Annotated in this window: 23 protein-coding genes; 17 read left to right on the top strand and 6 right to left on the bottom strand. The window is 64.3% G+C overall.

The window, feature by feature from the left end:
- Nucleotides 1-260: hypothetical protein (locus JNN06_RS11945; RefSeq protein WP_291239818.1), on the top strand; the 260-nt coding region annotated here is incomplete at its 5' end.
- A gap of 179 nt (nucleotides 261-439) precedes the next feature.
- Here JNN06_RS11945 and galE read toward each other — a convergent pair.
- From galE to JNN06_RS11960, 3 genes are read right to left on the bottom strand one after another with little or no spacing between them, the layout of a single operon-like run.
- Nucleotides 440-1,438: a UDP-glucose 4-epimerase GalE gene (galE, locus tag JNN06_RS11950; RefSeq protein WP_291239819.1), complete on the bottom strand. Its 999-nt coding sequence runs from the start codon at nucleotides 1,436-1,438 to the stop codon at nucleotides 440-442.
- 44 nt (nucleotides 1,439-1,482) lie between these two features.
- On the bottom strand, nucleotides 1,483-2,136 hold the full coding sequence (locus JNN06_RS11955) for an ABC transporter ATP-binding protein (protein WP_291239820.1): 654 nt from the start codon (nucleotides 2,134-2,136) through the stop codon (nucleotides 1,483-1,485).
- A gap of 15 nt (nucleotides 2,137-2,151) precedes the next feature.
- Entirely contained in the window at nucleotides 2,152-3,528 is a 1,377-nt protein-coding gene (locus JNN06_RS11960) for a sugar transporter (protein ID WP_291239821.1), read from the bottom strand.
- Between the two features lie 212 nt (nucleotides 3,529-3,740).
- Between JNN06_RS11960 and JNN06_RS11965 the strand changes: the two genes are divergently transcribed.
- The 6 genes from JNN06_RS11965 to rfbA are packed head-to-tail and all read left to right on the top strand — an operon-like array spanning nucleotide 3,741 to nucleotide 8,351.
- Nucleotides 3,741-4,526: an ABC transporter permease gene (locus tag JNN06_RS11965; protein WP_291239822.1), complete on the top strand. Its 786-nt coding sequence runs from the start codon at nucleotides 3,741-3,743 to the stop codon at nucleotides 4,524-4,526.
- Nucleotides 4,527-4,565: 39 nt separating this feature from the next.
- Entirely contained in the window at nucleotides 4,566-5,129 is a 564-nt protein-coding gene (gene rfbC / locus JNN06_RS11970) for a dTDP-4-dehydrorhamnose 3,5-epimerase (protein WP_291239823.1), read from the top strand.
- Nucleotides 5,126-6,172: a dTDP-glucose 4,6-dehydratase gene (gene rfbB, locus JNN06_RS11975; RefSeq protein WP_291239824.1), complete on the top strand. Its 1,047-nt coding sequence runs from the start codon at nucleotides 5,126-5,128 to the stop codon at nucleotides 6,170-6,172. Before rfbC ends, rfbB begins: the two co-directional genes overlap by 4 nt.
- A gap of 1 nt (nucleotide 6,173) precedes the next feature.
- A complete protein-coding gene (locus JNN06_RS11980; protein ID WP_291239825.1) occupies nucleotides 6,174-6,638 on the top strand; it encodes a metal-dependent hydrolase in 465 nt (154 codons plus the stop codon).
- Nucleotides 6,635-7,483, top strand: a complete 849-nt coding sequence (gene rfbD / locus JNN06_RS11985) for a dTDP-4-dehydrorhamnose reductase (RefSeq protein WP_291239826.1) — start codon at nucleotides 6,635-6,637, stop codon at nucleotides 7,481-7,483. The genes JNN06_RS11980 and rfbD overlap by 4 nt, the downstream gene beginning before the upstream one ends.
- Before the next feature lies 1 nt (nucleotide 7,484).
- Nucleotides 7,485-8,351 (top strand): glucose-1-phosphate thymidylyltransferase RfbA, encoded by an 867-nt coding sequence (rfbA, locus tag JNN06_RS11990; RefSeq protein WP_291239827.1) that lies wholly within the window; start codon nucleotides 7,485-7,487, stop codon nucleotides 8,349-8,351.
- On the opposite strand, the gene JNN06_RS11995 is transcribed toward rfbA, so the two are convergent.
- Nucleotides 8,352-9,362 (bottom strand): DUF2793 domain-containing protein, encoded by a 1,011-nt coding sequence (locus tag JNN06_RS11995; RefSeq protein WP_291239828.1) that lies wholly within the window; start codon nucleotides 9,360-9,362, stop codon nucleotides 8,352-8,354.
- Nucleotides 9,363-9,447: 85 nt separating this feature from the next.
- Nucleotides 9,448-10,461, bottom strand: a complete 1,014-nt coding sequence (locus tag JNN06_RS12000; RefSeq protein WP_291239829.1) for a replication initiator protein A — start codon at nucleotides 10,459-10,461, stop codon at nucleotides 9,448-9,450.
- A gap of 457 nt (nucleotides 10,462-10,918) precedes the next feature.
- On the opposite strand from JNN06_RS12000, the gene JNN06_RS12005 reads away from it, so the two are divergent.
- Together JNN06_RS12005 and JNN06_RS12010 are read left to right on the top strand one after the other, a co-directional pair.
- A complete protein-coding gene (locus JNN06_RS12005; RefSeq protein WP_291239830.1) occupies nucleotides 10,919-12,313 on the top strand; it encodes an AAA family ATPase in 1,395 nt (464 codons plus the stop codon).
- Nucleotides 12,314-12,364: 51 nt separating this feature from the next.
- Entirely contained in the window at nucleotides 12,365-13,330 is a 966-nt protein-coding gene (locus JNN06_RS12010; RefSeq protein WP_291239831.1) for a ParB N-terminal domain-containing protein, read from the top strand.
- Here the strand turns inward: JNN06_RS12010 and JNN06_RS12015 are convergent.
- Entirely contained in the window at nucleotides 13,311-14,342 is a 1,032-nt protein-coding gene (locus JNN06_RS12015) for a glycosyltransferase (protein WP_291239832.1), read from the bottom strand. The genes JNN06_RS12010 and JNN06_RS12015 overlap by 20 nt on opposite strands.
- Before the next feature lie 203 nt (nucleotides 14,343-14,545).
- Between JNN06_RS12015 and JNN06_RS12020 the strand changes: the two genes are divergently transcribed.
- The 8 genes from JNN06_RS12020 (at nucleotide 14,546) to JNN06_RS12055 (ending at nucleotide 22,676) form a co-directional block, all read left to right on the top strand.
- A complete protein-coding gene (locus JNN06_RS12020; RefSeq protein WP_291239833.1) occupies nucleotides 14,546-15,970 on the top strand; it encodes a phosphomannomutase in 1,425 nt (474 codons plus the stop codon).
- 144 nt (nucleotides 15,971-16,114) lie between these two features.
- A complete protein-coding gene (locus JNN06_RS12025) occupies nucleotides 16,115-17,419 on the top strand; it encodes a hypothetical protein (protein WP_291239834.1) in 1,305 nt (434 codons plus the stop codon).
- A gap of 51 nt (nucleotides 17,420-17,470) precedes the next feature.
- A complete protein-coding gene (locus tag JNN06_RS12030) occupies nucleotides 17,471-18,505 on the top strand; it encodes a Gfo/Idh/MocA family oxidoreductase (RefSeq protein ID WP_291239835.1) in 1,035 nt (344 codons plus the stop codon).
- Between the two features lie 30 nt (nucleotides 18,506-18,535).
- On the top strand, nucleotides 18,536-19,123 hold the full coding sequence (locus tag JNN06_RS12035) for an SIS domain-containing protein (protein ID WP_291239836.1): 588 nt from the start codon (nucleotides 18,536-18,538) through the stop codon (nucleotides 19,121-19,123).
- Nucleotides 19,124-19,203: 80 nt separating this feature from the next.
- Complete coding sequence (locus tag JNN06_RS12040) at nucleotides 19,204-20,205, top strand: hypothetical protein (RefSeq protein ID WP_291239837.1); 1,002 nt, start codon at nucleotides 19,204-19,206, stop codon at nucleotides 20,203-20,205.
- A gap of 69 nt (nucleotides 20,206-20,274) precedes the next feature.
- The gene (locus JNN06_RS12045) at nucleotides 20,275-21,150 is read left to right on the top strand and encodes a hypothetical protein (RefSeq protein WP_291239838.1); all 876 of its coding nucleotides are present in this window, start codon (nucleotides 20,275-20,277) and stop codon (nucleotides 21,148-21,150) included.
- The gene (locus JNN06_RS12050) at nucleotides 21,147-21,980 is read left to right on the top strand and encodes an inositol monophosphatase family protein (protein WP_291239839.1); all 834 of its coding nucleotides are present in this window, start codon (nucleotides 21,147-21,149) and stop codon (nucleotides 21,978-21,980) included. The genes JNN06_RS12045 and JNN06_RS12050 overlap by 4 nt, the downstream gene beginning before the upstream one ends.
- 6 nt (nucleotides 21,981-21,986) lie before the next feature.
- A complete protein-coding gene (locus JNN06_RS12055; RefSeq protein WP_291239840.1) occupies nucleotides 21,987-22,676 on the top strand; it encodes a hypothetical protein in 690 nt (229 codons plus the stop codon).
- Nucleotides 22,677-22,679: the final 3 nt, after the last annotated feature.

A 22,679-nucleotide genomic window follows, 5' to 3' on the forward strand; every position in this document is an offset into this window, starting at 1 on the left:
CCAATCGCCGAAACGACCAAACCGCCCACATATCTCTTCAGATTTCCATCAATGTCAAAGAGCATCCAGACAAAAAACCAGCACCGCGCCATCCTTGGCGCGCCGCCAACCTCATCTCCAGAACCAATCCGCTTCCGCGTCCCCGCTTCATCGTCTCGGTGAAGCGGCTTCTAGGCCCAGGTGCGGAAACCCGCAAGAGAAAAAATGCAGCCCGCCGCGATTTTCTGCAATCAGACCGTCACATTCCCTTGTTTTACTAGGGTCTTGCCCAAGCCGCAGGCAGGGGGTGAAAGCGTCGGGCATGCCGCTCTGGCGCAGAACGGCGCGGAATCGGCGGGTTATCCACAGAGCCAGGCCGAATCTGGTGCGATCGGCGGCGAATCCGGCCGCGCGGCACGCAAAAGGGCGGGGAATCGCCCCGCCCTTTCAGCCTTTGCACCTATTTGGAGAAGCCCGGCCCCTGCGCCCAGGCCCAGGCATCGCGGATCATCTGTGGCAGGGTGGAATGGGCCGGCCTCCAGCCCAGTTCCTGCACCGCGCGCTCCGAGCCCGAAACCAGCGCCACCGCATCGCCCGCGCGGCGCGCGCCCTCGGTGATCGGCACTTCGCGGTTGGTGACCGCCCGCGAGGCCTCGATCACCTCGCGCACGGTAAAGCCCGAACCGGTGCCGAGGTTGAACACCCGGTTGCCCTTGCCGTCGAGCAGCCATTGCAACCCCAGCACATGCGCCGCCACCAGATCCATCACATGCACATAGTCGCGCACGCAGGTGCCATCGCGCGTGGGGTAATCCGAGCCGAACACCGTCAGCGCCGGGCGCTTGCCCGCCACCGCATCCAGCATCAGCGGGATCAGGTGGGTTTCGGGCACATGCTGTTCGCCCACCTCGCCCTCGGGGTCGCAGCCCGCGACGTTGAAATAGCGGAAGATCACGTGGTTCAGCCCGTGGCTGGCGCCGAAATTGGCCAGCATATCCTCGATGGCGCGTTTGGAGGCGCCATAGGAGTTGATCGGGCGCTGCACCGAGGTCTCGTCCAGCAGCACACCATCCTGATCGCCATAGGTGGCGCAGGTGGAGGAGAAGACGAAATTCTTGCAGCCCGCCGCGAGGGCCCCCTCGATCAGGTTCAGCGCCCCCATCACATTCACCCGCCAGTATTTGCCGGGGTCCGTCATGCTTTCGCCGACAAGGCTCAGCGCCGCGAAATGCAGCACGGCAACGGGGCGGTATTGCGCGAAGGCCGCATCCACCTCGGCGCGGTTCATCAGGTCGCCCTTGAAGAAGGGGCCGAATTTCACCGCCTCTTCCCAGCCGGTGTTCAGATTGTCGAAGGCCACCGGCGTGAACCCCGCCCGGGCCAGAACCTTGCAGGCATGCGCGCCGATATAGCCCGCGCCCCCGGTGACCAGCACGGTTCCCTTACCAGCCTCTTGCATCGCTTATCCTTTTGATGGGTATGGCCGTCGCCGTCACAGGTCTCTCACTCCATGAGCGCCTTGTGGACGGCGACGGCCTCTTCGAGATCGGAGAAGTAGTAAAGCCGCCCGCGCTCCAATAACAGGCCCGCCTCGCAATAGTCGCGCAGGGTGCCAAGATCATGCGTGACAAAGAGCCCGGCGGCGGTTTGCATCCGTTCGCGGAAAATGGCGCGGCTTTTGCGGCGGAATTTGGCATCGCCCACGGCGGTCACCTCATCCACCAGATAGGTGTCAAACGGAATGCCCATCGAGGCACCAAAGGCCAGGCGCGAGCGCATCCCCGAAGAATAGCTGCGCACCGGCGCGTTGAAATGCGGGCCAAGCTCGCAGAAATCCTCGACAAAAGCGGTCAGCTCGTCGGTATCCACACCGTAAACCCGCGCCAGAAAGCGCACATTCTGCGCGCCGGTCAGCTCGCGGTGCAACGAACCGCCAAGCCCGACAGGCCAGCTGATCCGCCCGTCCGACACGATCCGCCCGCTATCGGGGCGCAAGGTTCCCGCCACCATCTGCAACAGCGTCGATTTGCCCGCACCATTGCGCCCCAGCAAGGCCAGCGACTTGCCGCTGGGCAGGGTGAGGGTCAGATTGTCGACAATCACCTTGCGGCCCTGGCCGATGCTGAAACTCTTGCAGAGATTTTCAAACCGGATCATCTCGCGCCGCTCCGGTCAGTTGCGGTCGCGGGCACTGTAATAGATCAGCGCCGCAACAGACCACACCAGCACCAGAAACAGCGCAAGGACACCCGACAGGATGAAGCGCTGCGGATATTCGGCGGTCTGTGGCAGGGTGGGCGTGATATAGGCGGCCAGATACAGCGACTGGCGCGAGGCATTGGCACGCGCGACATCCACACCGGCCAGCGCGGCGCGATAGGTTTCCTCGGCGAATTGCAGATCGACGTTGAGGCTTTCGAATTCGGCGATCAGGGCAGGGTAATTCTCGCCCTCGATCTGGGTGCCGGTGGTGGAGGCGAAGGTCTCGCGCTCGGCGGCGATGCGGTCGCGGATCACCTCGATGCGGCGCGCCGCCTGCTGGCGCCGCGGGTCGCCATCCTGCGTGGTGCCCAAGACCAGATCATTGTCGATCAGGGCCTGGGCCAGCTGCTGCTGAAGGTTGTTCAGCACGCCCATGCGGCCCTGGATATCGGCGGCGGGATCGACGATCTGGGTCCGGGTGCGAAAACGGCTGAGCGCCTCGCGCGCGGCTTTCAGCCGGGCGATCGCCGTGTCCAGATCCTCATTGGCATAGCGCATGAGATCCGCGCGGGCGCGGGTGTTCAGGTCGTTGATGCGGCTCTGGCTGGCCAGCACGATCTCCTGCGCGATGCGCTGCGCATCGGTCGGATCGAAAGCCAGCACCCGCAGTTCCAGCAGCTGGGTGCTTTGGTCATAGGAAATCCGCACCATCCGCTGCCAGTAGCGGTGCAGCTCCTCGATGCTGGGATCGGGCCACAGCGCCATCAGCGGGTCATTGGGCCAATGGGGCGAATAGAGATTGCCCAGGCCGATGCGCTCGTCGATCAGCGCCACGACTTCCTGACTCTGGATGAACTGATAGAGGATATCCGCCTCGGAAGAGCTGGAGACGCCCGCAAACTGCGCCAAGCCCCCCAGAACCTGGCTGGGACCGGCGGCCCCTTCCTCGCGGCGCACGGTAAAGCCCACGGTCGAGGCATACTGGTCCTGGGCCACGCCGAACAGGTAAGCCACACCGCATAGCAGCGGCAAAAGCACGACCAGCACAAAGCTGAAAAGCACGCCGCGATGGCGCGGGCGCAAGCGCGCCGGCCCGGCGGGCGGCCAGGCCGGAGGAGTGGCCTGCACCTCGTCGGGGATCTGTTCCAGCCCGGTGATTTCGCCCGCGCGGATCTGCTCGGCCAGCAGCGCGGCGCGGGGGGAAATCGCGGCTTCGGCGCGGGCGCGCTTGGCCGCGGCGCGGCGCGGCGTGGCCTTGGATCCTCTGGCAGCGACCCCGCCTGCACCGGTGTCGGCGGCTGCCGCTGCGACCAGCCCGGCATCCCCTTCGGAAACCTGCGTTTCCACAGAGCCGGCTTCGGGAAGGTTCTTGTTATCCTGCAAAGCCTTGTGCGCCCCGGACATGATGCGGTTTGATCTCTTGGACGTTGTTCTACATAATGGCCGTCACAAACACCAGCGGCTCGCAGGATCACATGTCTCACGTTCCCGGCACGGTTGACGCTGGCCCTGACAGACAGCCAGACCTCCCTGGGTCTTTCCCGCCCCCGGCCGCCAAATTGCGCACCGGGCTGCGCCACGACCTGCAAGCCAGCCTCAGCACCATCGCCGCGCTGATGCTGCGCGAGATGTCCTCTCGCTATGGCCGCTCGCCGGGGGGGTATATCTGGGCTTTGCTGGTGCCGATGGGGGGCATTGCAATCATGGCGCTTGGCTTCAGCCTCGTGCTGCGCACCCCGCCGCTGGGCAACAGCTTCTTGTTGTTTTACGCCACCGGGATGCTGCCCTTCAATCAATTCATGGAGCTGGATACCACTATCTCGCGCGCGCTGCGCTATTCCAAGGCATTGCTGGCCTATCCGGCCGTGCGCTGGATAGATGCGCTGCTGGCACGGTTCTTGCTGAACCTGCTGACCAAGCTGGTCGTGACGGGGATCGTGCTGGGCAGCATCATGGCCTTCACCGAGACCCGGACCTTCGTCGATGTGGGCGCCATTGTCACCGCGCTGGCCATGGCGGCGGCGCTTGGTTTCGGCATGGGGGTGATGAATTGCGCGCTGGACGGGCTGTTCCCGGCCTGGGACATGATCTGGAGCATCATCACCCGGCCGATCTTCCTCGCCTCGGGGATATTGCTGCTCTATCGCGACATGCCAAGCCATGTGCAGGAAATCCTGTGGTGGAACCCGCTGTTGCATGTGGTGGGCGCCATGCGGGCGGGCTTCTATCCGATGTATGATTCCTCTTATGTCAGCCCGGCCTATGCCTTTGGCGTGGCGCTGGCGCTGCTGGCGATGGGGCTTTTGCTGGTGCGCCGCCATCATCTGAACATTCTCAACGAGTAAAGCGCCTTTCAGGCGATGCTTTTGATGACGGAGACCTGAATGCAGCTTGATCCCACCGCCCTGCCCGGCGTGCAGATCCTCACGCCACCCCGCTTTGGCGATGCGCGCGGCTGGTTTTCGGAAACCTGGAATGCGGCGCGCATGGCGGAGGCCGGGCTGGATCTGGCCTTCGTGCAGGATAACCATTCGTTTTCCGCCGAGAAGGGCACGCTGCGGGGGCTGCATTTCCAGCGCCCGCCGCGCGCGCAGGACAAGCTGGTGCGCTGCACCCGCGGGGCCATCTGGGATGTGGCGGTGGATATCCGCAAGGGCTCGCCCGCCTATGGGCATTGGGTGGGGGTGGAGCTTTCGGCCGAGAATGGCCGGCAATTGCTGGTGCCGAAAGGGTTTCTGCACGGGTTCCTGACCCTGACCGCCGATTGCGAGGTGCAATATAAATGCACCGATACCTATGCCCCCGATTGCGATGGCGCGGTGGCCTGGGATTCGGTTGGCATTGATTGGGGCCTGAACGGCGCACAGCCGGTCCTGTCGGCCAAGGATGCCGCCGCCCCGCCGCTCTCCGCCTTTGACAGCCCGTTCACCTATGAGGGTGCCGCATGAAACTTCTGGTGACCGGGGGCGCGGGCTTCATCGGCTCGGCGGTGGTGCGGCTGGCCGTGGCGCGCGGGCATGAGGTGGTCAATGTCGATTGCCTGACCTATGCCGCCTGCCTGGAAAATGTGGCGGGCGTGGCGCAAAGCCCGGCCTATGCCTTCGAGCAGGTCGATATTCGCGACCGCGCCGCGCTGGACCGGGTGTTTGCGACCCATTGCCCCGATGCGGTGATGCATCTGGCGGCGGAAAGCCATGTGGATCGCTCGATCGACGGGCCGGGCGATTTTGTCGAAACCAATATCACCGGCACCTATAACATGCTGGAGGCCGCGCGGGTCTATTGGCAGGGCGCAGGCCGCCCCGAGGGCTTCCGCTTCCATCACATCAGCACCGATGAAGTGTTCGGTTCGCTCCCTGCCGACCCGTCGGTGAAATTCACCGAAACCACACCCTATGATCCGCGCAGCCCCTATTCGGCCAGCAAGGCGGCCAGCGACCATCTGGTGCGGGCCTGGCACGAAACTTACGGGCTGCCGGTGGTGCTGACCAATTGCTCCAACAATTACGGGCCCTATCACTTCCCTGAAAAGCTGATCCCGGTGATCATCCTCAATGCCCTCGCGGGCAAGCCGCTGCCGATCTATGGCGACGGCTCGAACATCCGCGACTGGCTGTTTGTCGAAGATCACGCCGATGCGCTGCTTTTGGTGGTGGAAAAGGGCGAGCTGGGCCGCAGCTACAATATCGGCGGCGAGAATGAGCGCACGAACCTTGAACTGGTCCGCATGCTTTGCGCCATTCTGGATGCGCAGCGCCCCAAGGCATCTGGCAGCTATGCCGATCAGATCACCTTCGTGACCGACCGCCCCGGCCATGATGCCCGCTATGCCATTGATCCGACACGCATTCGCGAGGAGCTGGGCTGGCGCCCCTCGGTCACCGTGGAGGAAGGGCTGGCCCGCACCGTGGCCTGGTATCTGACGAACGAGGCCTGGTGGCGCCCGCTTCAGGCCCGGCAGGGCGTGGGTCAGCGGCTGGGCAAGGCCTGAAATGCTGACGGCGCATCTGCCCTCGGGCTTCATCGCGGGACGGCTGGCGGGGCGGCGCTGGACGATCCCGGCGGCGATGCCGGTGGCGCTGGTGGCCTCGGTGCTGCCGGATTTGGACATGTTCTGGTTTCATCTGGTCGATCATGGCAGCGTGCATCATCATCGCTACTGGGTGCATATTCCGGCCTTCTGGGCGGCGGTTGCGGCGATCACCCTGCCCTTTCTCTGGCGCAGCCGCTGGCGGGCGACAGCGCTGCTGTTCTTTGCGGTGATCCTGCTGCATCTGGTGCTGGATACGATCGGCGGCGGCATCCTGTGGGGCGCGCCCTTCAGCGACCACCTGTTCAGCCTGATCACCGTGCCGCCGGATCATGGCCATTGGATCGCCTCGTTCCTGCTGCACTGGAGCTTCGGGGCCGAGCTGGCAATCTGGATCTGGGCGGCGATTTTGTGGAGGCGGGGATGAAACTGCTGGTTTTCGGGCAAAGCGGGCAAGTGGCGCGCGAGTTGGCACGGGCCGCGCCGGAGGCGGTGTTTCTGGGGCGGGATCAGGCAGATCTCTCCGATCCTGCCGCCTGCGCCGCCGCAATCCGGGCGCATCGGCCCGAGGCCGTGATCAACGCCGCCGCATGGACCGCCGTTGACCGCGCCGAGACCGAGGAAGAGGCCGCCACGGTGGTGAATGGCGTGGCCCCCGGCGCCATGGCCCGGGCCTGCGCCGATCTGGCGGCGCCCTTGATCCAGATCTCCACCGATTATGTGTTCGATGGCGCGGGCACCCTGCCCTTCCGCCCCGGCGATCCGACGGCCCCTTTGGGCGCCTATGGCCGCAGCAAGCTGGCGGGCGAAGCCGCTGTGCGGGCCAGCGGCGCGCGCCATGTGATCCTGCGCACCTCCTGGGTGTTTTCGGCCCATGGCGCGAATTTCGTGAAAACCATGCTGCGGCTGGGGGCAGAGCGCCCGGCCTTGCGCGTGGTGGCCGACCAGATCGGCGGGCCCACCCCGGCTGACGCCATCGCAACCGCCTGCCTGACGCTGGCGCGCAGCCTGCGCGACGGCGCGGTGGGTGGCACGCATCATTTTTCGGGCGCCCCGGAAACCAGCTGGGCCGGTTTCGCGCGCGAAACATTTGCGCAGGCCGGGCGAGCGGTCACGGTCGAAGACATTCCCAGCTCGGCCTACCCGACCCCGGCGCAGCGGCCGCTGAATTCCCGGCTCGATTGCAGCGCCCTGGCGGCCGATTTCGGCATTGCACAACCGGATTGGCGGGCCGCCCTGGCCCGTGTGATCGCAGAATTGAAAGGGGCCTGAGATGCAGCGCAAAGGGATCATTCTGGCCGGCGGCTCTGGCACGCGGCTTTACCCGATCACCATCGGCATCTCGAAACAGCTGCTGCCGATCTATGACAAGCCGATGATCTATTATCCGCTCTCGGTGCTGATGCTCTCGGGCATCCGCGAAATCGCGCTGATCACGACACCGCAGGATCAAGACCAGTTCCGCCGCACGCTGGGCGATGGCAGCCAATGGGGCCTGAGCCTCAGCTATATCACCCAGCCCTCGCCCGACGGGCTGGCGCAGGCCTATCTGCTGGCCGAAGATTTCCTGAATGGCGCGCCCTCTGCCATGGTGCTGGGCGACAATATCTTTTTCGGCCATGGCCTGCCCGATCTGCTGGACAGCGCCGATGCCCGCCGCACCGGCGGCACGGTGTTCGGCTATCGGGTGGCCGACCCGGAGCGCTATGGCGTGGTGGGCTTTGATGCCAGTGGCAAGGTCAGCCGCATCATCGAAAAGCCCGAGGTTCCGCCCTCGAACTATGCGGTGACGGGGCTCTATTTCCTTGATGGCACCGCGCCCGAACGCGCCCGCGCCGTGCAACCCTCGCCGCGCGGCGAGCTGGAAATCGTCACCCTGCTGGAAATGTATCTGGCAGAAGGCGCCCTGTCGGTGGAACAGATGGGGCGCGGCTTTGCCTGGCTGGATACCGGCACCCATGCCAGCCTGCTGGATGCCGGGAATTTCGTGCGCACCCTGACCGAGCGACAGGGCCAGCAGGTCGGCAGCCCGGAAGAGATCGCCTTCCATCAAGGCTGGATCACCCCCGAGCAACTGGCCGAGCGCGCCCGGCTGTTCGGCAAGACGGCCTATGGCAAATACCTGGCCGCCCTGCTGTGATCAGAACCAGCGCCCGATCGCGGTCAGGCGCATCACATCGGCGCGGCGCGCATCGGCCTTGTCGCGCGCCGACAGCGTTGCTGCCGTGGTCGTCGGCAAGGCGTCCAGCATGACACAGGAGAGAACCGTGGCTTGGGCCGTGCCGGTCACCGTCGGGGCGGCAGCAAAAATGGCCGGATAGGTCCAGGTCACCGCGGCCGTGGTCGAGGCCGTCAGGCTGTGGCTGCAAATCTGCGTGCCATCGGCAAAGCGCACATAGAGGCCATTCGAGTTGGAGCTGCGCTGCATGAGCGCCCCCGTCGGCACGCCCGCGCTTTGGGTCACGGTGCCCAGCACATTGCTGCGGGTATAGGGCACAGCCCCGCCCAGCATCGCCCCGGCGGGCAGGGATACCACCCCCGTCGCCTGCGCAATACTGAGCGCGGTGGTCCAGGCGCTGCCATCGGCGCTGACCTTGATCGAGAAATCATCCGTCCCTGCAAGGCCCATTTCGGCCCGGCCGCTCCAGTTGCTTTGATACAGCAAGGAGGCCGTCTGGGCGGCGTCGGCCTTGTTCAGCTTCATCTGATGGCCCGCGCCATCATGGCTGAACAGCGAGGCGGGCGCGACGACCGACAGCCGGTTGGTGGCATCCGAGGTGGTGGCAATGCCAAGGCCCGAGAGGTTCTCCAGCGGCAGCACCTGCCAGGAGGCGCCACGCCAGACCCGCAATTGCGTCTCTGCACGGCCCCAGGCGCGCCATCCTTCCAGCGGATCGAGGAAGATCCAGCCGCCCGCGACGCGCAGCGCCAGCTTGCCGGCCTTGCCCGCCCAATCACCCGTGGCCCCGGCCCCGACCCCCCAGACCAGCCCGATACCGGGGCTGCCCGGCGGGGTGGTGGCAGCGAAGGCCTCGACCACCAGCTGCGTGACCGCATCCAGCCGTTGCAGAGCCTCATTATGGGTCACATGTTTCTGGGCCTGCGCCGGCAGCAGATAGGGCAGGGCAAGATTGGGCGAAGTATCGGGCATGGGTTCGGCATCCTGCGATCACGGGAATATCGCGCCGATCCTTGCTGCAAGCGGCTGACAAAGCCTGACCGGCCCGCCCGCCCCGTTAACCTTTGCGCGTCTTCACCCAGGCGAGGAACGCGCGTTCCGGCACGGAGAGCCGCGGGCGACCGGTCTGCACCCACCAGGCGCGCCATTCGGCCTCCAGTGCATAGACATCGGCGCCCGGCGCCAGGGCCCGCGCCGCATCCAGCACCTCGGGGTCAAAGCCCGGCAGGGCAGGGGCGAAGGCCTCCTCCTCGATCACCCCGATCCGGGCAAAGCGGATCACATCGCCCGGCTCCTCGCTCATGAGGTAATCGGGCAGCTGCGCCTCTTCGATCATCTTGCGGATCGCGGCGCGAAACACCCGCACCGGTGCCGCAGACCCCGCCTTTTTATGCAGCACAGAGACGGAAATCTTCCATTCCGGCTGCCGCCCGCAATGTTTGCGCGCCAGCTCGTAGACCCGGCGTTCCAGCGGCTTGCGCAGGGCAAAGTAATCCCGGCTCAGCGTCAGCACCGAACGCGCCAGCACCGAGCGGAACAGCCAATCCGACAGCGTGACCATGACCGAGATCATCCGCCCACCCCTGGTCTTGCGCAGGATCTCCCAGCTTTCGATCAGGCCGAAGCCACTGGTGGCCTCGATGCCGCCGGTGGCGATATTGGTGGTGATCCGGGTGCCTGCCAGCCGCTCGAAAGCCTCGCGCAGCCGCAGATAACTGTCACCGCCCGTGTCACGCCTTGTGGCCACCAGCAGGTCATGCGCCTTCAGCTGCACCGTGCGGCTGACCTCGCGCCCGGCATTCAGCCCCGCCATGATCTGACTGATGCAATAGATCAGAATATCCTTGTCATGGATCGTGGCGCGCCCCTTCACCGAGGGCACCACCTCGACGCTGGCCCCATTGTGATCGTATTTCAGGATGCGGCGATCAGGCTTGGTCGACAGCGAGAAGATCGGGTGTTCCATGGTGCCCAGATCGTCCTTCGGGCTGGCCTCCAGCACATCGCAGATGAACAGATCCCCGATCACCGGCGGCACCAATGCCTTACGTCCGGGGGAGGCCCCCGCCATCATTCCCGCCATGACTGCACCGTGATTGCCTGTGAACTGCCGCTTTTGCCCCCGTTTTCGCATCGGGGTTTCAGTGACACCCACCCTAGAGTTATCCACAAGCGCCGTCCAGCCGGGCGAATGGCGGATCAGAGTCACTTCATCGCCGGATCAGAGTCGCCTCAACGGGGGATCAGAGTCACCCATTTTCTCACACACGCCATTTTTCTCAAGGAATCCAAAGGCCTGCGAAACCCCTTCTCTCCCTGTAACAGATAATGATAACATCCCATTAACAGAAAAAATCGCACATCGCCCAAGATGCAGGACGGGTGCGCGAGCTGAAATCACCTCATATCCACGGCCAGCGATCTCCCAAGCCTTAGAATCAGCAGAGAAAATCACGCCATGTGGCGTCTTTCCTTCCATGTGCCGCGTTTTTGCGTATACTGCACAAAACACAGCACATGAGGCAATCATGAAGCCCGAGGCCGCAGCACCGCTTCCCCCCTATTTCGCCATAGACCCCGATGCTGCCAGCGCAGCCCTTGGCACCCCCACGACCACCGAAGGTTTTGGCCGCATCGCACAGGCCTGTGAGAAGGGCAGGGCCGATCTGGCAGGGCGGGGGCTGGACGCAACCGGGCGGCGCCATTTGCGGCTGTTTTCGACATGGGAGATCACCCGCTATCTGATCCCCGTGGCGCAGGCCCATTTCCGCCGCGTGCTGAAGCAGAACCCAGACCTGCCGCAGGGCGCCTCCGAGACCGAGGGCGGTGCGAAATGGTTCACGCTGGATGAGGTGCTGCGCCTGCGCGCCTTCTTTGCCGCCGAGGGCTCCAAGGCCAAGCCCTATGCCGCCTGGCGCCCCGAGGGGCTGCCGGCCAAGATGCTGGCGGTGGCCAACTTCAAGGGCGGCGTCGGCAAGACCTCCACCTGCGCGCATCTGGCCATGTCGGCGGCGCTGGATGGCTACCGGGTGCTGGTGATTGATCTGGACAGCCAGGGCTCGATGACCTCGATCTTCGGGGGCCGGGTCGAGGATGAATGGCAAACCGTCTTCCCGCTGCTCGCGCGTCACTACGCCGCCCATTTGCGGGTCGACAACCAGCGGCGGCTGGACCGGGGCGACGCACCGATCCCGCTGGACGATACCCTGACCGAAGCGCTGACCATCAAGGCCGAAAGCCTGATCCAGAAAACCCATTGGCCGAATATCGACCTGATCGGGGCACAGCTGAACCTCTATTGGGCCGAGTTCCAGATCCCGGTCTGGCGCATGCAATCGCGCGGCTGGAAGCTGTGGGACGCGCTGACCGAAAGCCTCGCCGCCGATGGGGTGCTGGATCAATATGACATCATCTTTCTCGATACTCCGCCCGCGCTTGGCTATCTGACCATCAACGGGCTGGCTGCGGCCGACATCCTGCTGGTGCCGATGGGCGCCTCGTTTCTGGAGTTCGATTCCACGGGGCGGTTTTTCGACATGCTGCATTCCACCTTCCGTTCCATCGAGGAGGGCGAGAACATGGCCGCCCGCGCCCTTGGGCGGCCCGAGCTGGCCTTTGAATGGGATGCGGTGCGCACCATCATCACCCGCTTTGATGGCAATCAGCAGGCCGAGTTGGCCGCGCTGATGCAGGGATGGCTGGGGCAGACCCTGTCACCACACCGGCAGGATTTCACCGCGCTGATCGGGCAGGCGGGCGAGCAGGTGCGCGGCATCTATGAGGCCGATTATCGCGATTTCAACCGCGAGACCTATGCCCGCGGGCGCGAGACCTTTGACGAGACCTGGGCCGCCGTAAAGGCGCTGATCCTCGGCTCATGGCGGCGCGACGAGCTGGCGGCAGCGCAGGAGGCGGCCGAATGAAACCGTCTCTAAGTGCCGTTACAGTGACTGTTTTCAATGGAGGCAAACCCGATGGCCAAGCGTAAACGCCTCACGCCTTTCGGCGCGCCGGAGGGCGAAGACCTGCCAGAGATCGTGGCGCCCTCGGTCCGTCCGCCGATTGCGGATATGGCCGGGGCCTCCGCCGCGACGGCGGCGATGGAGGAGATGGCTGCCACCTTCCGCGCCGCGCGCGAGGGCGGCCGGTTGGTGCTGTCTTTGCCGCTGGATCAGGTGGAGGCCGGCTATCTGGTGCGGGACCGCATCGCCTCCGACCCCGAAGAGATGGCCGCGCTGGTCGAGAGCCTGCGCGCCCGTGGCCAGCAGACCCCGATCGAGGTGGCCCAGATCGGGCCGGATCGTTACGGGCTGATTTCCGGCTGGCGCCGCCTGTCCGCCTTGCGGCAATTGGCAGCGGAAGGGGCGGAAACCGTCTCTGTACTGGCGCTTTTGCGCAAACCTGATCAGGCTTCGGATGCCTATGTGGCCATGGTCGAGGAAAACGAGATCCGGGTGGGCCTGTCATTCTATGAACGCGCCCGCATTGCCGCCAAAGCCGTGGAGGCCGGGGTCTACCCCGATGACCGCGCCGCCTTGCGCGCACTTTTCGCATCGGCCAGCCGGGCGAAGCGCTCCAAGATCGGCTCGTTTCTGGCCGTGGTGCGGGCTCTGGATGGCGCGCTGCGCTTCCCGGAAAGCATCGGCGAGCGGCTGGGTCTGCAACTGGCACAGGCGCTGGAGGCTGATACAGGGCTTGGCCCCCGGCTTGCCGCCGATCTTGCCGCCCGCCCGGCCCCTGACGCCGCCGCCGAACAAGCCCGGCTTGCCAAGGCGATGCAGCCTGCAAAACCGTCTCTAACTGCTGTTACAGAGACGCTTGAGCCGGTGCCGGGCCTGCGCCTGCGACAGGAAAAGGGCAGGGTGGTGATCGAGGGCAAACGCGCCGATGCCGCCTTGGCGCAGCGGCTGGCGGATTGGCTCAGCGCGCAGACCTGGTAGCCTGAGCCTCTGGCGCCTCGGCCTCCTTGGCTCGATGCAGGATTTCTGCATGGCTGCGGCCCATATGGCCGCGCAGGGCATCCGTAACCCCGAGGCGGATGAGCGCACGGTATTGCCGACGCTCTGCCTTGGGCAAGGTGGACCCCTTCAGCAGCCAGCGCGGCAACAACAGCAGGAACAGCGGCCAGAACAGCAGCGGCCCTGCCGCAAGCCGATAGACCATGAACAGGTTGCGGTGGTGGTAATAGGTTTTCCAGAACGGCCGCATCGCCGCGCCATGCAGGGCAGTGGCGCATTCATGCTCGAAGGCCACGCGCGGGTCGAAACTGTTGGGAAACCCGGCCTGTGCCAGCCGGAGGGTATAATGCACGTCATCGCCATAAATGAACATGCGCCCGTCGGGATAGCCGACGCGCTCCACGGCGTCGCGCGGGATGAATTGCCCGACAAACGAGCCGCCATCCACAGGTTCCGGGACGTGACGCCGATAGGCCTCATCGGAGATGTGGAAGGCTTTCCGCCCCCCCAGACGCAAGAATGTGTCAACAAAGGTTGCACGGTGCCAGCACGGGTTGCGCCAGGGCCGGTTCATCTCGCAGATCGTGCCATCCGGGTAATACACGGCGGCCAGCACGGCACCGGCCGGGCGGGGCAGGGTGGCGCGAAATGCCGAGACCGCACCCGGCAAGGGGCGGGCATCATCATCCATCACAAGATACCAGTCCGGGTTCATCCTGCGCCGCGCCTCACGCAGGCCGATCTCGAACCCCCGCGCCCCGCCGCCGTTCTCGGCTTGCTCCAGCACGGTCAGCCTCGGGTCCGACAGGGTGCGCAGCCATTCGCGCGTGCCATCGCTGGAGCCGTTCTCGATCACCAGAACATGATCCAGCGGCGCCTCCAGCAACCTGTGCAGGGTGCGCTGAAGTTTCTCGAATCTGTTGAAGGTCACGACGATGGCGCAAATGACTGCCCCGGCGCCGTCTTGCCGCGCTTCTGCCGGATGCTGCACCATTCCCAACTTCCCCAACCGCCCGAAGGGTGGCGTTTACATGGCCGCCCGATCCTGCCGGCCTGCACCGCTAACGGCTAAAAATGGCGAAGTAAAGCAGGGCCGCAGCGGAAGGGAAATCTGTTGACCCACGCCTCTGGCACATCTTATGGCGAAAGACGTTTGGGCATGCCGGATGGGCCGGGTGTGGGAAGAAGGAATTGGCCATGGCCCCGAAATTCGGCACCAGCGGGCTGCGTGGCCTGGTTGACGATCTGACGGCCGATTTGGTGGCGGCCCATGTGGGCGCCTTCCTGCGGGCTTGCCCCTCGGGCAGCGGGGTGTTTGTCGGGCGTGACCTGCGGGCCTCCTCGCCGCGGATTGCGGAGTTTGTGCAGCAGGCGGCGTTGCGCATGGGGGTGCCGGTTGTCGATTGTGGCGCCGTGCCCACGCCCGCCTTGGCGCTGGCGTCGATGGCGGCCGGGGCGGCGGCGATCATGGTCACCGGCAGCCATATTCCCGATGACCGCAACGGGCTGAAATTCTACACCCCTGCCGGCGAGATCACCAAGGCTGATGAGGGGGCCATCATGGCAGCCCTGTCGCGGGCCTCTGGCGATGGACCCCGAGAGACGCGGGCCGCCGCCGTGACCCGCGGAAATCCCGCCCCCGCCTATCTTGATCGCTATCGCCATGCCTTCGGTCCCGAGGCCCTGACCGGCCTGCGCATCGGTGTCTGGTCGCATAGCGCGGTCGGGCGCGATCTGCTGCTGGCCCTTTTGCGGGATCTGGGGGCCGAGGTGATCGAGATAGACCGTTCGGAGCGCTTCATTCCCGTGGATACAGAGGCCGTGTCAGAAACGATGCGCCGCCATTTGGGCCGGGTTGCCGTGGCGCAGGGGCTGGATGCGATCCTGTCGACGGATGGGGATGGCGACAGGCCCCTGATGACGGATGCGACAGGGCAGGTGATCCCGGGAGATATTCTGGGTCAGATCACGGCGGCCATGTTGGGGGCGCGGGTTGTGGTCACGCCGGTCTCCTCGAATACCGGGGTCGAGGCGGGCGGGGGGTTTGCGCAGGTGATCCGGTGCCGGATCGGTTCGCCCTATGTCATCGCCGCGATGGAGGATGTCTGCGCCGGGGCCCTGCGCGACAAGACCGCCCCGGCGCGGGTCGCGGGCTATGAGGCGAATGGCGGCTTTCTGCTGGGCTTCGAGGCGCAGGGTCCGGCCGGGCCGCTGCCCGCGCTGATGACGAGGGACAGCCTGTTGCCGATGCTTGCGCCGCTTTGGCTTGCCGCGCGGGGGCCGCAAAAGGGGCTGGCCGCCCTGGTCGCGGCCCAGCCTGCGCGTTTCACGGCGACAGACCGTCTGGAAGATGTGCCCACGGCCCGTTCCGCCGCCATGGTGGCCGCCCTGCGGGGGGATGCGGCGCGACGGGCCGGGTTTCTCGCCGGGTTGGGCGAGGCCGAGGCCGCCCGTGACGAGACCGACGGCCTGCGCCTGATCCTGCAATCCGGGCGGATCGTGCATCTGCGCCCCTCCGGCAACGCGCCGGAGATGCGCTGCTATGCCGAGGCCGAAAGCCCACAGGCTGCTTTCGGCCTGTTAGAGGCGGGTCTCTCACAATTGCGCGCGCTCTTGGGCTAAGGACCGCGCAGGCCGCCGTTCTGGCCCAGAAAGCGCTTGACCCAAGTTGGAAATTCGCTTTTTTGAGCGGGTTCAAAGCAGAGTGCTTTTCTCCGATCAGGCCTGCGATACGGGTATTTTCCGCCAAGACACTGGAGGTGTTCTATGGGCTCGATCATGTTTTCCGCGTATTTCACTTTCCGCCCCGAGCGGCTTCGGTTCATGGAGCGGGTGCAGGCCGAACTGGCGCAGGATGTCCGGTTGATTCTGTTCAATCTGGCCGAAACGCTGACCTGCGACCTGGATGTGGTGAATGCGATCGGGGGCTTGCAGCCCGCGCTGCCTGATCCTGTCGGGGCGCTGGAGGAGTTTCTGCGCGCCGAGATGCCCGAACTTGCCGCGCAGCTCATGACGCATATGCGCGGCGAATTCGAGGAGGGCGAGCATGACCTCCGGGCGCCGGTCACGATGCTGTTGCAGCGGTTGCGCAATTTCCGCGATGCGATCGAGACCCGCAAACCCGATTTTGTGTTCCTCTGGAACCAGTTCAATGTCCTCCATCGCATTGCCGCCGAGATGCTGCGCCGCCGCAATATCCGGTTCGGCTTTTTCCATGATGGGTTGCTGCCCGGGTCCATCGCCTTTGATTTTGACGGAGAGATGGGCAATAGCTGGATCTCGCGCGATCCGGAGCGGTTTTGCCAGGTCGAGGTCTCGCAAGAGGATTGCGCCCGCGCCCGCGCCTTCATCGACGGGCTGAGCGGGGCAGAGGTCAATCAGCGGCATGTCCAGCGTGATGATGTCATCCTTGCCGAGGTGCTGCGGCTGCGCCGTCTGGACCGTCGGCCGGTTCTGTTTCTGGCGGGGCAGAATGACTGGCACGCGGGTATTTTGCCGAAGGCGCCGCAGACAGGCATCGTATCTCCGATTTTCGACAGTTCCAGCGATGCCCTGAGCAAGCTGGATGCCATCGCGGGCGAGACCGGCTTTACCGTGGTCTACAAGCCGCATCCGCTGTGCCGGGACCGCCATCTTTTTCTGAATTCGGATGCGTTTCCGAACAGTCTCATCCTGAAATCCACCAGTCTGCAAGGCTGCATGCAGGCCTCTGCGCTGGTGTCGACGATTGCCTCGCAGACCTGCTATCCGGCGCTTCTGGCCGGGCATCCGATGATGATGTTCGGCCGCAACCAGATCACCGGCAAGGGGCTGACCTATGATGTCACGCGGCTGGAGGATATTCCGGGGCAGATCGAGCGGGCCCTGGCCGATCCTCTGGCAGAAGGCCGCCGGGAAAGCCTGGCGCGGCACATAGCCCAGCTTGAACGCAGTTACCTGTTGGATTATGGCACCTTGGCTGGCGGCTTTTACAGGCGCGGTGCCGGGGCAGTCGCTCGCATTCTCCGGGCATGTATCGCTCACTCGGGCGACGAGATGATCGAGATGCAGGCCCGTGGGGCGTTACTGTGAATTTCGGGTGGCATTCATTACCGCTGTCAGGCGTGTTGGGGAAAGACAAAGATGAAACCGTGGCGCATTGGGATTTTGGGCTTTGGCAAGATGGGCCAGTTGCGGGCAGACATGTTCCTCAAGCAGGGGAACTGCGAGATTGCCGCAATTTATGACACTGTATTGCCGGAAAACCCGCCTTTTCCCGTTGCAAGCTCGCAAGAGGCCATCCTCAACGATCCGTCGATCGACATTGTGGTCATTTGTCTGCCGAACTATCTGATCAAGGCGGCCACGATTAGGGCGCTGGAGCAGGGCAAGCATGTGTTCTGTGAAAAGCCGCCTGCGATGACCTGTGCGGATCTGGCCGAGATCGCCGAGGTCTATCGCCGCTCTGGCTGTACTTTGATGTACGGTTTCAACCATCGCCGCCATGCCGCCGTGATGAAGATGAAATCCGTGGTCGACAGCGGCCATCTGGGTCGCGTGCTGTGGATGCGCGGGCGTTACGGCAAATCGGTGGATGCGGAATATCTGAAGGGCTGGCGCGCCAACAAGGAAATGGCGGGGGGCGGCATCCTGCTGGATCAGGGCATCCACATGCTCGACCTGTTCCTGTTCATTGGCGGCCAGACCTTTGACGAGGTTCAGGCCATGGTGTCGAACCTGTACTGGAAGACCGAAGGCATCGAGGACAACGTCTTTGCCATGATGCGCAACCGGGAAACGGGCATGTGCGCGCAGCTGCACTCGACCATGACCCAATGGCGGCATCTGTTCTCGCTCGAGATCTTTCTCGAGAAGGGCTACATGGTCCTCAACGGTCTCAAGACCGGCTCCGGCACCTATGGCGACGAAGTGCTGACCATCGCGCGCAACCGCAGCTCGGTTCCGGCCGTCACCTGGGAAAACGAAGAGCAGCACGAATATCCGGTCGATGAATCCTGGTCGCGCGAAGCGGCGGAATTCCTGGCCGCACTGGACCAGAAAGACAGCCAGAGCCATGGCACCATCGACGATGCGATGGCCGTGATGGAGCTTCTGGAGGCGATCTATGAAAACGACGCCCATGTCTCGCCCAAGCGCTTTGCCGAACTGCAAAGCTGAGCCTGATCTTACTATTTTATGGATGCTCTGATGACCAACCTTTCTGCTGTCACCCCTTTGGATACCCAGTGGCTTGACCGGTATTTTGACCGTTACAAATCCGCCAGCTTTCAGGCCGAGATCTATCCCAAGCTGATCGCGTTCCGCGACCTGGTGCTGCAAGTGCGCGCCAGCGGCAAGAAGATGATGTTTGCGGGCAATGGCGCGTCGGCCTCCATCGCCAGCCATGCCCGGGTGGATTTCACCAAACAGGGCAAGTGCCGGTCGCTGGATTTCAACGAACCCAACCTGATCACGGCCTTTGCCAATGATTACGGCTTTGAGAACTTCATGGCGCGGGCGACCGAATTCTTTGCCGATGAGGGGGATGTTCTGGTGCTGGTCTCGGTCTCCGGCACCTCGCCCAACTGCGTCGAGGCGGCCAAATATGCCCGTTCGCGCGGCCTGAAAGTCGTGTCCTTCACCGGCAAGAAAGCCGACAATCCGCTGCGGCAATTGTCCGACATCGATTTCTGGATCGACAGCGCCGCCTATAACATCGTGGAATGCACGCATATGCTGTGGATTTGCACGGTTGTCGACATGGTGGTTGGCGAGGCGGAATATTCGGTGACCTGAGGGGGCCTCCGCCCCCGTCAGGGCACGGGCCCCGCTTGTCAGGGTCTGCGCGCGGTGCGGTTATACGAGGGACAGTCTGGATGAATGAGAAGGACAGCGGGGCGATCGTCAATCCGGACAAGGAAGACGACGATGGCGCCAACCCGACCTTGAATCGTCTGGCACAGGCGCTGGAGCGTCATATTCATCCCAATGACAAGCTGGGGCATTACGATGCGCTGCTGGGGGTGATCGGCCCGCCCGTCGGCTATCCCCGCATGAGCGGAGGCTACAAGCTCTGGCCGGAGCGGGTCTCCAATCCGGCGCTGTCGGTGCGCTTGATGTCGATCGGCAATTCCACGGGCTTGTGGCCGGGCGCCAACTGGAGCCAGCTTGTCGCCGAGGCGCTGACCGCCGAAGGCTATCGGCTGACGCTTTATCACGGGGCAGGCAAGGGCAGCACCTCCAGCCAGGATGTGCTGCGCGTGTTGCGGGACGCGCCGGCCATCAAGCCGGCGCTGATCTTCTCGCTTTCGGGGATCACCGATATCGGCTATCTGCTGCTGGCCAAGAACAACCCGTTCTCCCATAAATACACGCGTCGGGCGATGGATTTCCTCAAGGATTCCGGGATGGTGTCGGATGTCGCTTTTGGATTGCCGCACCGTCAGAGCCCGGCGGCAAGCTGGTGCCAGAACCAGCGCATGATGCGGGTGATGGCCGATGAGATCGGCGCGAGGATCGTCACCTTCCTGCAACCCGTTCAAGGATTTGGCGCCTATGACATGACCGAGGCGGAGACGGCCTTTCTGGCCGCGAAATCCAAGGTCATCTTGCAAGCCATGGGCAAACCCTATGGGGAATGCGTGACGGAATTCTATGAGGAGGTCAAAGCCATCATGGCGGCCGCCCCTCTCAAATATGATCACATCATCGACTTTACGGATGTTTTTGCCGATTGTCCCGGCGCCTATCGCGATCACCGCCACCAGAACGAGAAGGGCGTCGCCCATCTTGCGGCCCGGATGCTGCCGGTCCTGCGCGGCCATCTTGAGCAGATCGGCGCCCCCGTTGCCCCACGACCCAAGACCCGCCTTACCTGACCCGATACCCCGCCCGCCCGGGTCGGCATCGGGTCGACCAGACCGGCTTGAAGCCAAGGAGAAGCCGAGATGCTGAATGCCCTGAAACGACGCATCGCCAGATACATGGCCGACCGAGGCTATGTGCGGCATCTGGTCAAGGAAAGCCTGGAGCATGACCCCGCGTTCATGGACCGCCTGCGCGAGCAGATCCGGGAGGAGGTGCTGCGCGACAGCAGCTTCCTGCGGCTGATCGCGGCGATCATCAAGGCCGAGCCAGAGCGGTTGCGTGGCATTTCACGGGCGCCGCAGGTGTTTCAGGCGCTTTTGGCCGAACTTGGGAATAACCCCGAGGCGCTGTATCTGATGTTGCAGCGCGCGCCGTTGCGGCTTGAATTGCAGGCGCAGGGCGCCTTTCTGACCACCCTGGCCGAAGACCCCAAGATCATGCGGGCCTTGTTGCGCCTGCTGCCGGCCGATCAGGGCTTTGCCGCGTTGCAGGCCTTGCTGGAGGTCAATGCAGACGAGGGCAGGGCTCAGGGCCTGGGCGCGGCACTGGCGCAATCCCGGTTGCAATCGGGCAAGGTGCCGGTGGGGCCATTGCAGGTGCTGTCGCTGCTGCTGGCGGATCAGGAGGGCACCTTTGCCGCAGCCCTGCCGCGCGACGATGTCCGCGCCGGCGCGGCGCTGCTGGCGGATCGCTGCACAAGGTCGGGCATCCTTGCGGCACTGGCGGCCGATCATGCGGCGCTGGCAGAGCTGATCGAATATGTCGCGATACAGCCCCTGCATGGCGACAGCGTGGCGCGGCGGCTGCAAAGGCTGCTGGACCTTCTGATTGCGCTTCCCGCCTTCGGGCTGTCGGTCAGGCAAGACGCCATGCTGCAAGAGCGGTTGCTTGCCATGTTGCAGGAGGCCGCACAAAGCAAGGGGCAAACTCTGGCAGAGGTTGTGGCATCCCGATGACCCATATTCCCGCATGCCCTGTCGGGCCTGACTGGCAATCCCTGTGTGATCGCATCGCTCCGGTGTTGCGCCAGCTTCTGAAAGCCGAAACGCAGCTCGCCAGTGACATCATGTCCAAGGACAGCGAGGTGGCCGGGGATCTGGTCACCGCCGCCGACCTGCGCATTCAGGCCCGGCTGCACGAGCTTTTGCTGAAGCTGCTGCCCGGCAGCCGCTTCATCGGCGAAGAGGATTTCGCGGCGATCGACCGGCTGGAGGAGGCCTTCTTCTGGATCGTCGATCCGCTGGACGGCACGCTGAACTTTGCCTCCGGCCTGCCGTTTTTCGGGGCCAGCGTGGCGCTGGTTCATGCCGGGCACCCCGTGCTGGGCCTGGTGCTGGATTGTGGCTCGGACAGTTTGTTTGATGCCAGCCATGACGGGCCCGCGCGGTGCAATGGTCAGGCTTTCACTTGGGATGCGGGGTTGGCGGCACGCTCGCCCGTCGGCATTTCCAGCGGCTTCATGGCGCAGATGCGTCGTGACCCGGCGCGGTTCGATCCGGCCTGGCTGGGCCAGCGGTTCCGCATCTTCGGCAGTCAGGCGATCCAGCTGTGCTGGGCTGCCGAAGGCCGCCTGCGCCTGAATATCAACCATGAGGCCAAGCTGTGGGACGATGCCGCCGGCGCGCTGATCTGTCAGCGGGCGGGGGCGGCGCATGAGGCGCTGGCCTCGGCGCCCTTCTTCCCGCTGGTTGCGGGCAGCAAGGCGCTGGCCGGGCAAAGCCTGTTCAGCGTCTCGGGCAGCCCGGAGCTGGTGGCCCGCTGCATTGCCGATTTCAGAACGGAGTAGACTGAGATGACCGTCTCCAGTGGCGCACCGCGCATCATTGCCATGATCCCGGCCCGGCTGGGTTCGCAGCGGCTCAAGCAGAAGAACCTGCTGGAGATCGACGGGGTGCCGCTTTACACCCGCGCGCTGCGCAAGGTGAAAGACCTGCCCTGTTTTGCCGAGGTCTGGGCCAATTCCGAGGCCGATCAGATCGGCGATCTGGCCAGGGCAGAGGGCGTGCCGTTCCACAAGCGCCCCGAAAGCCTTGGGTCGCATACGGCGACCAGCGAGGATTTCGTCTATGAGTTTCTGATGGCGCATCCTTGCGACTATCTGGTGCAGGTGCATTCCATCGCGCCGCTGCTGACCCGTGACGAAATCACCCGTTTCACCGAAGCGCTGGTTTCGGGCGGCCATGAGACCCTGCTTTCGGGGGTGAACGAGCAGATTCAGTGCATGATGGCCGATGAGCCGCTGAACTTCTCGCGCACCTTGATGGACATGACGCAGGAGCTGGTGCCGATCCAGCGGATTTCCTGGTCGCTGACCGGTTGGCGCCGGGACAGCTATATTGCCACCTATGAGGCCAGGGAATGTGCAACCTTCCATGGCAGGATGGGCTTCTTCAATCTGCGCCGCCCCTCGGGGCTGGTGATCAAATATGAGGAAGATTATGAGATGGTCTGCGCCATGGCCGCCGCGGGGATCGGCGATTGAGAC

This window comes from Gemmobacter sp., from assembly GCF_016792925.1.
Lineage (GTDB): Bacteria > Pseudomonadota > Alphaproteobacteria > Rhodobacterales > Rhodobacteraceae > Gemmobacter.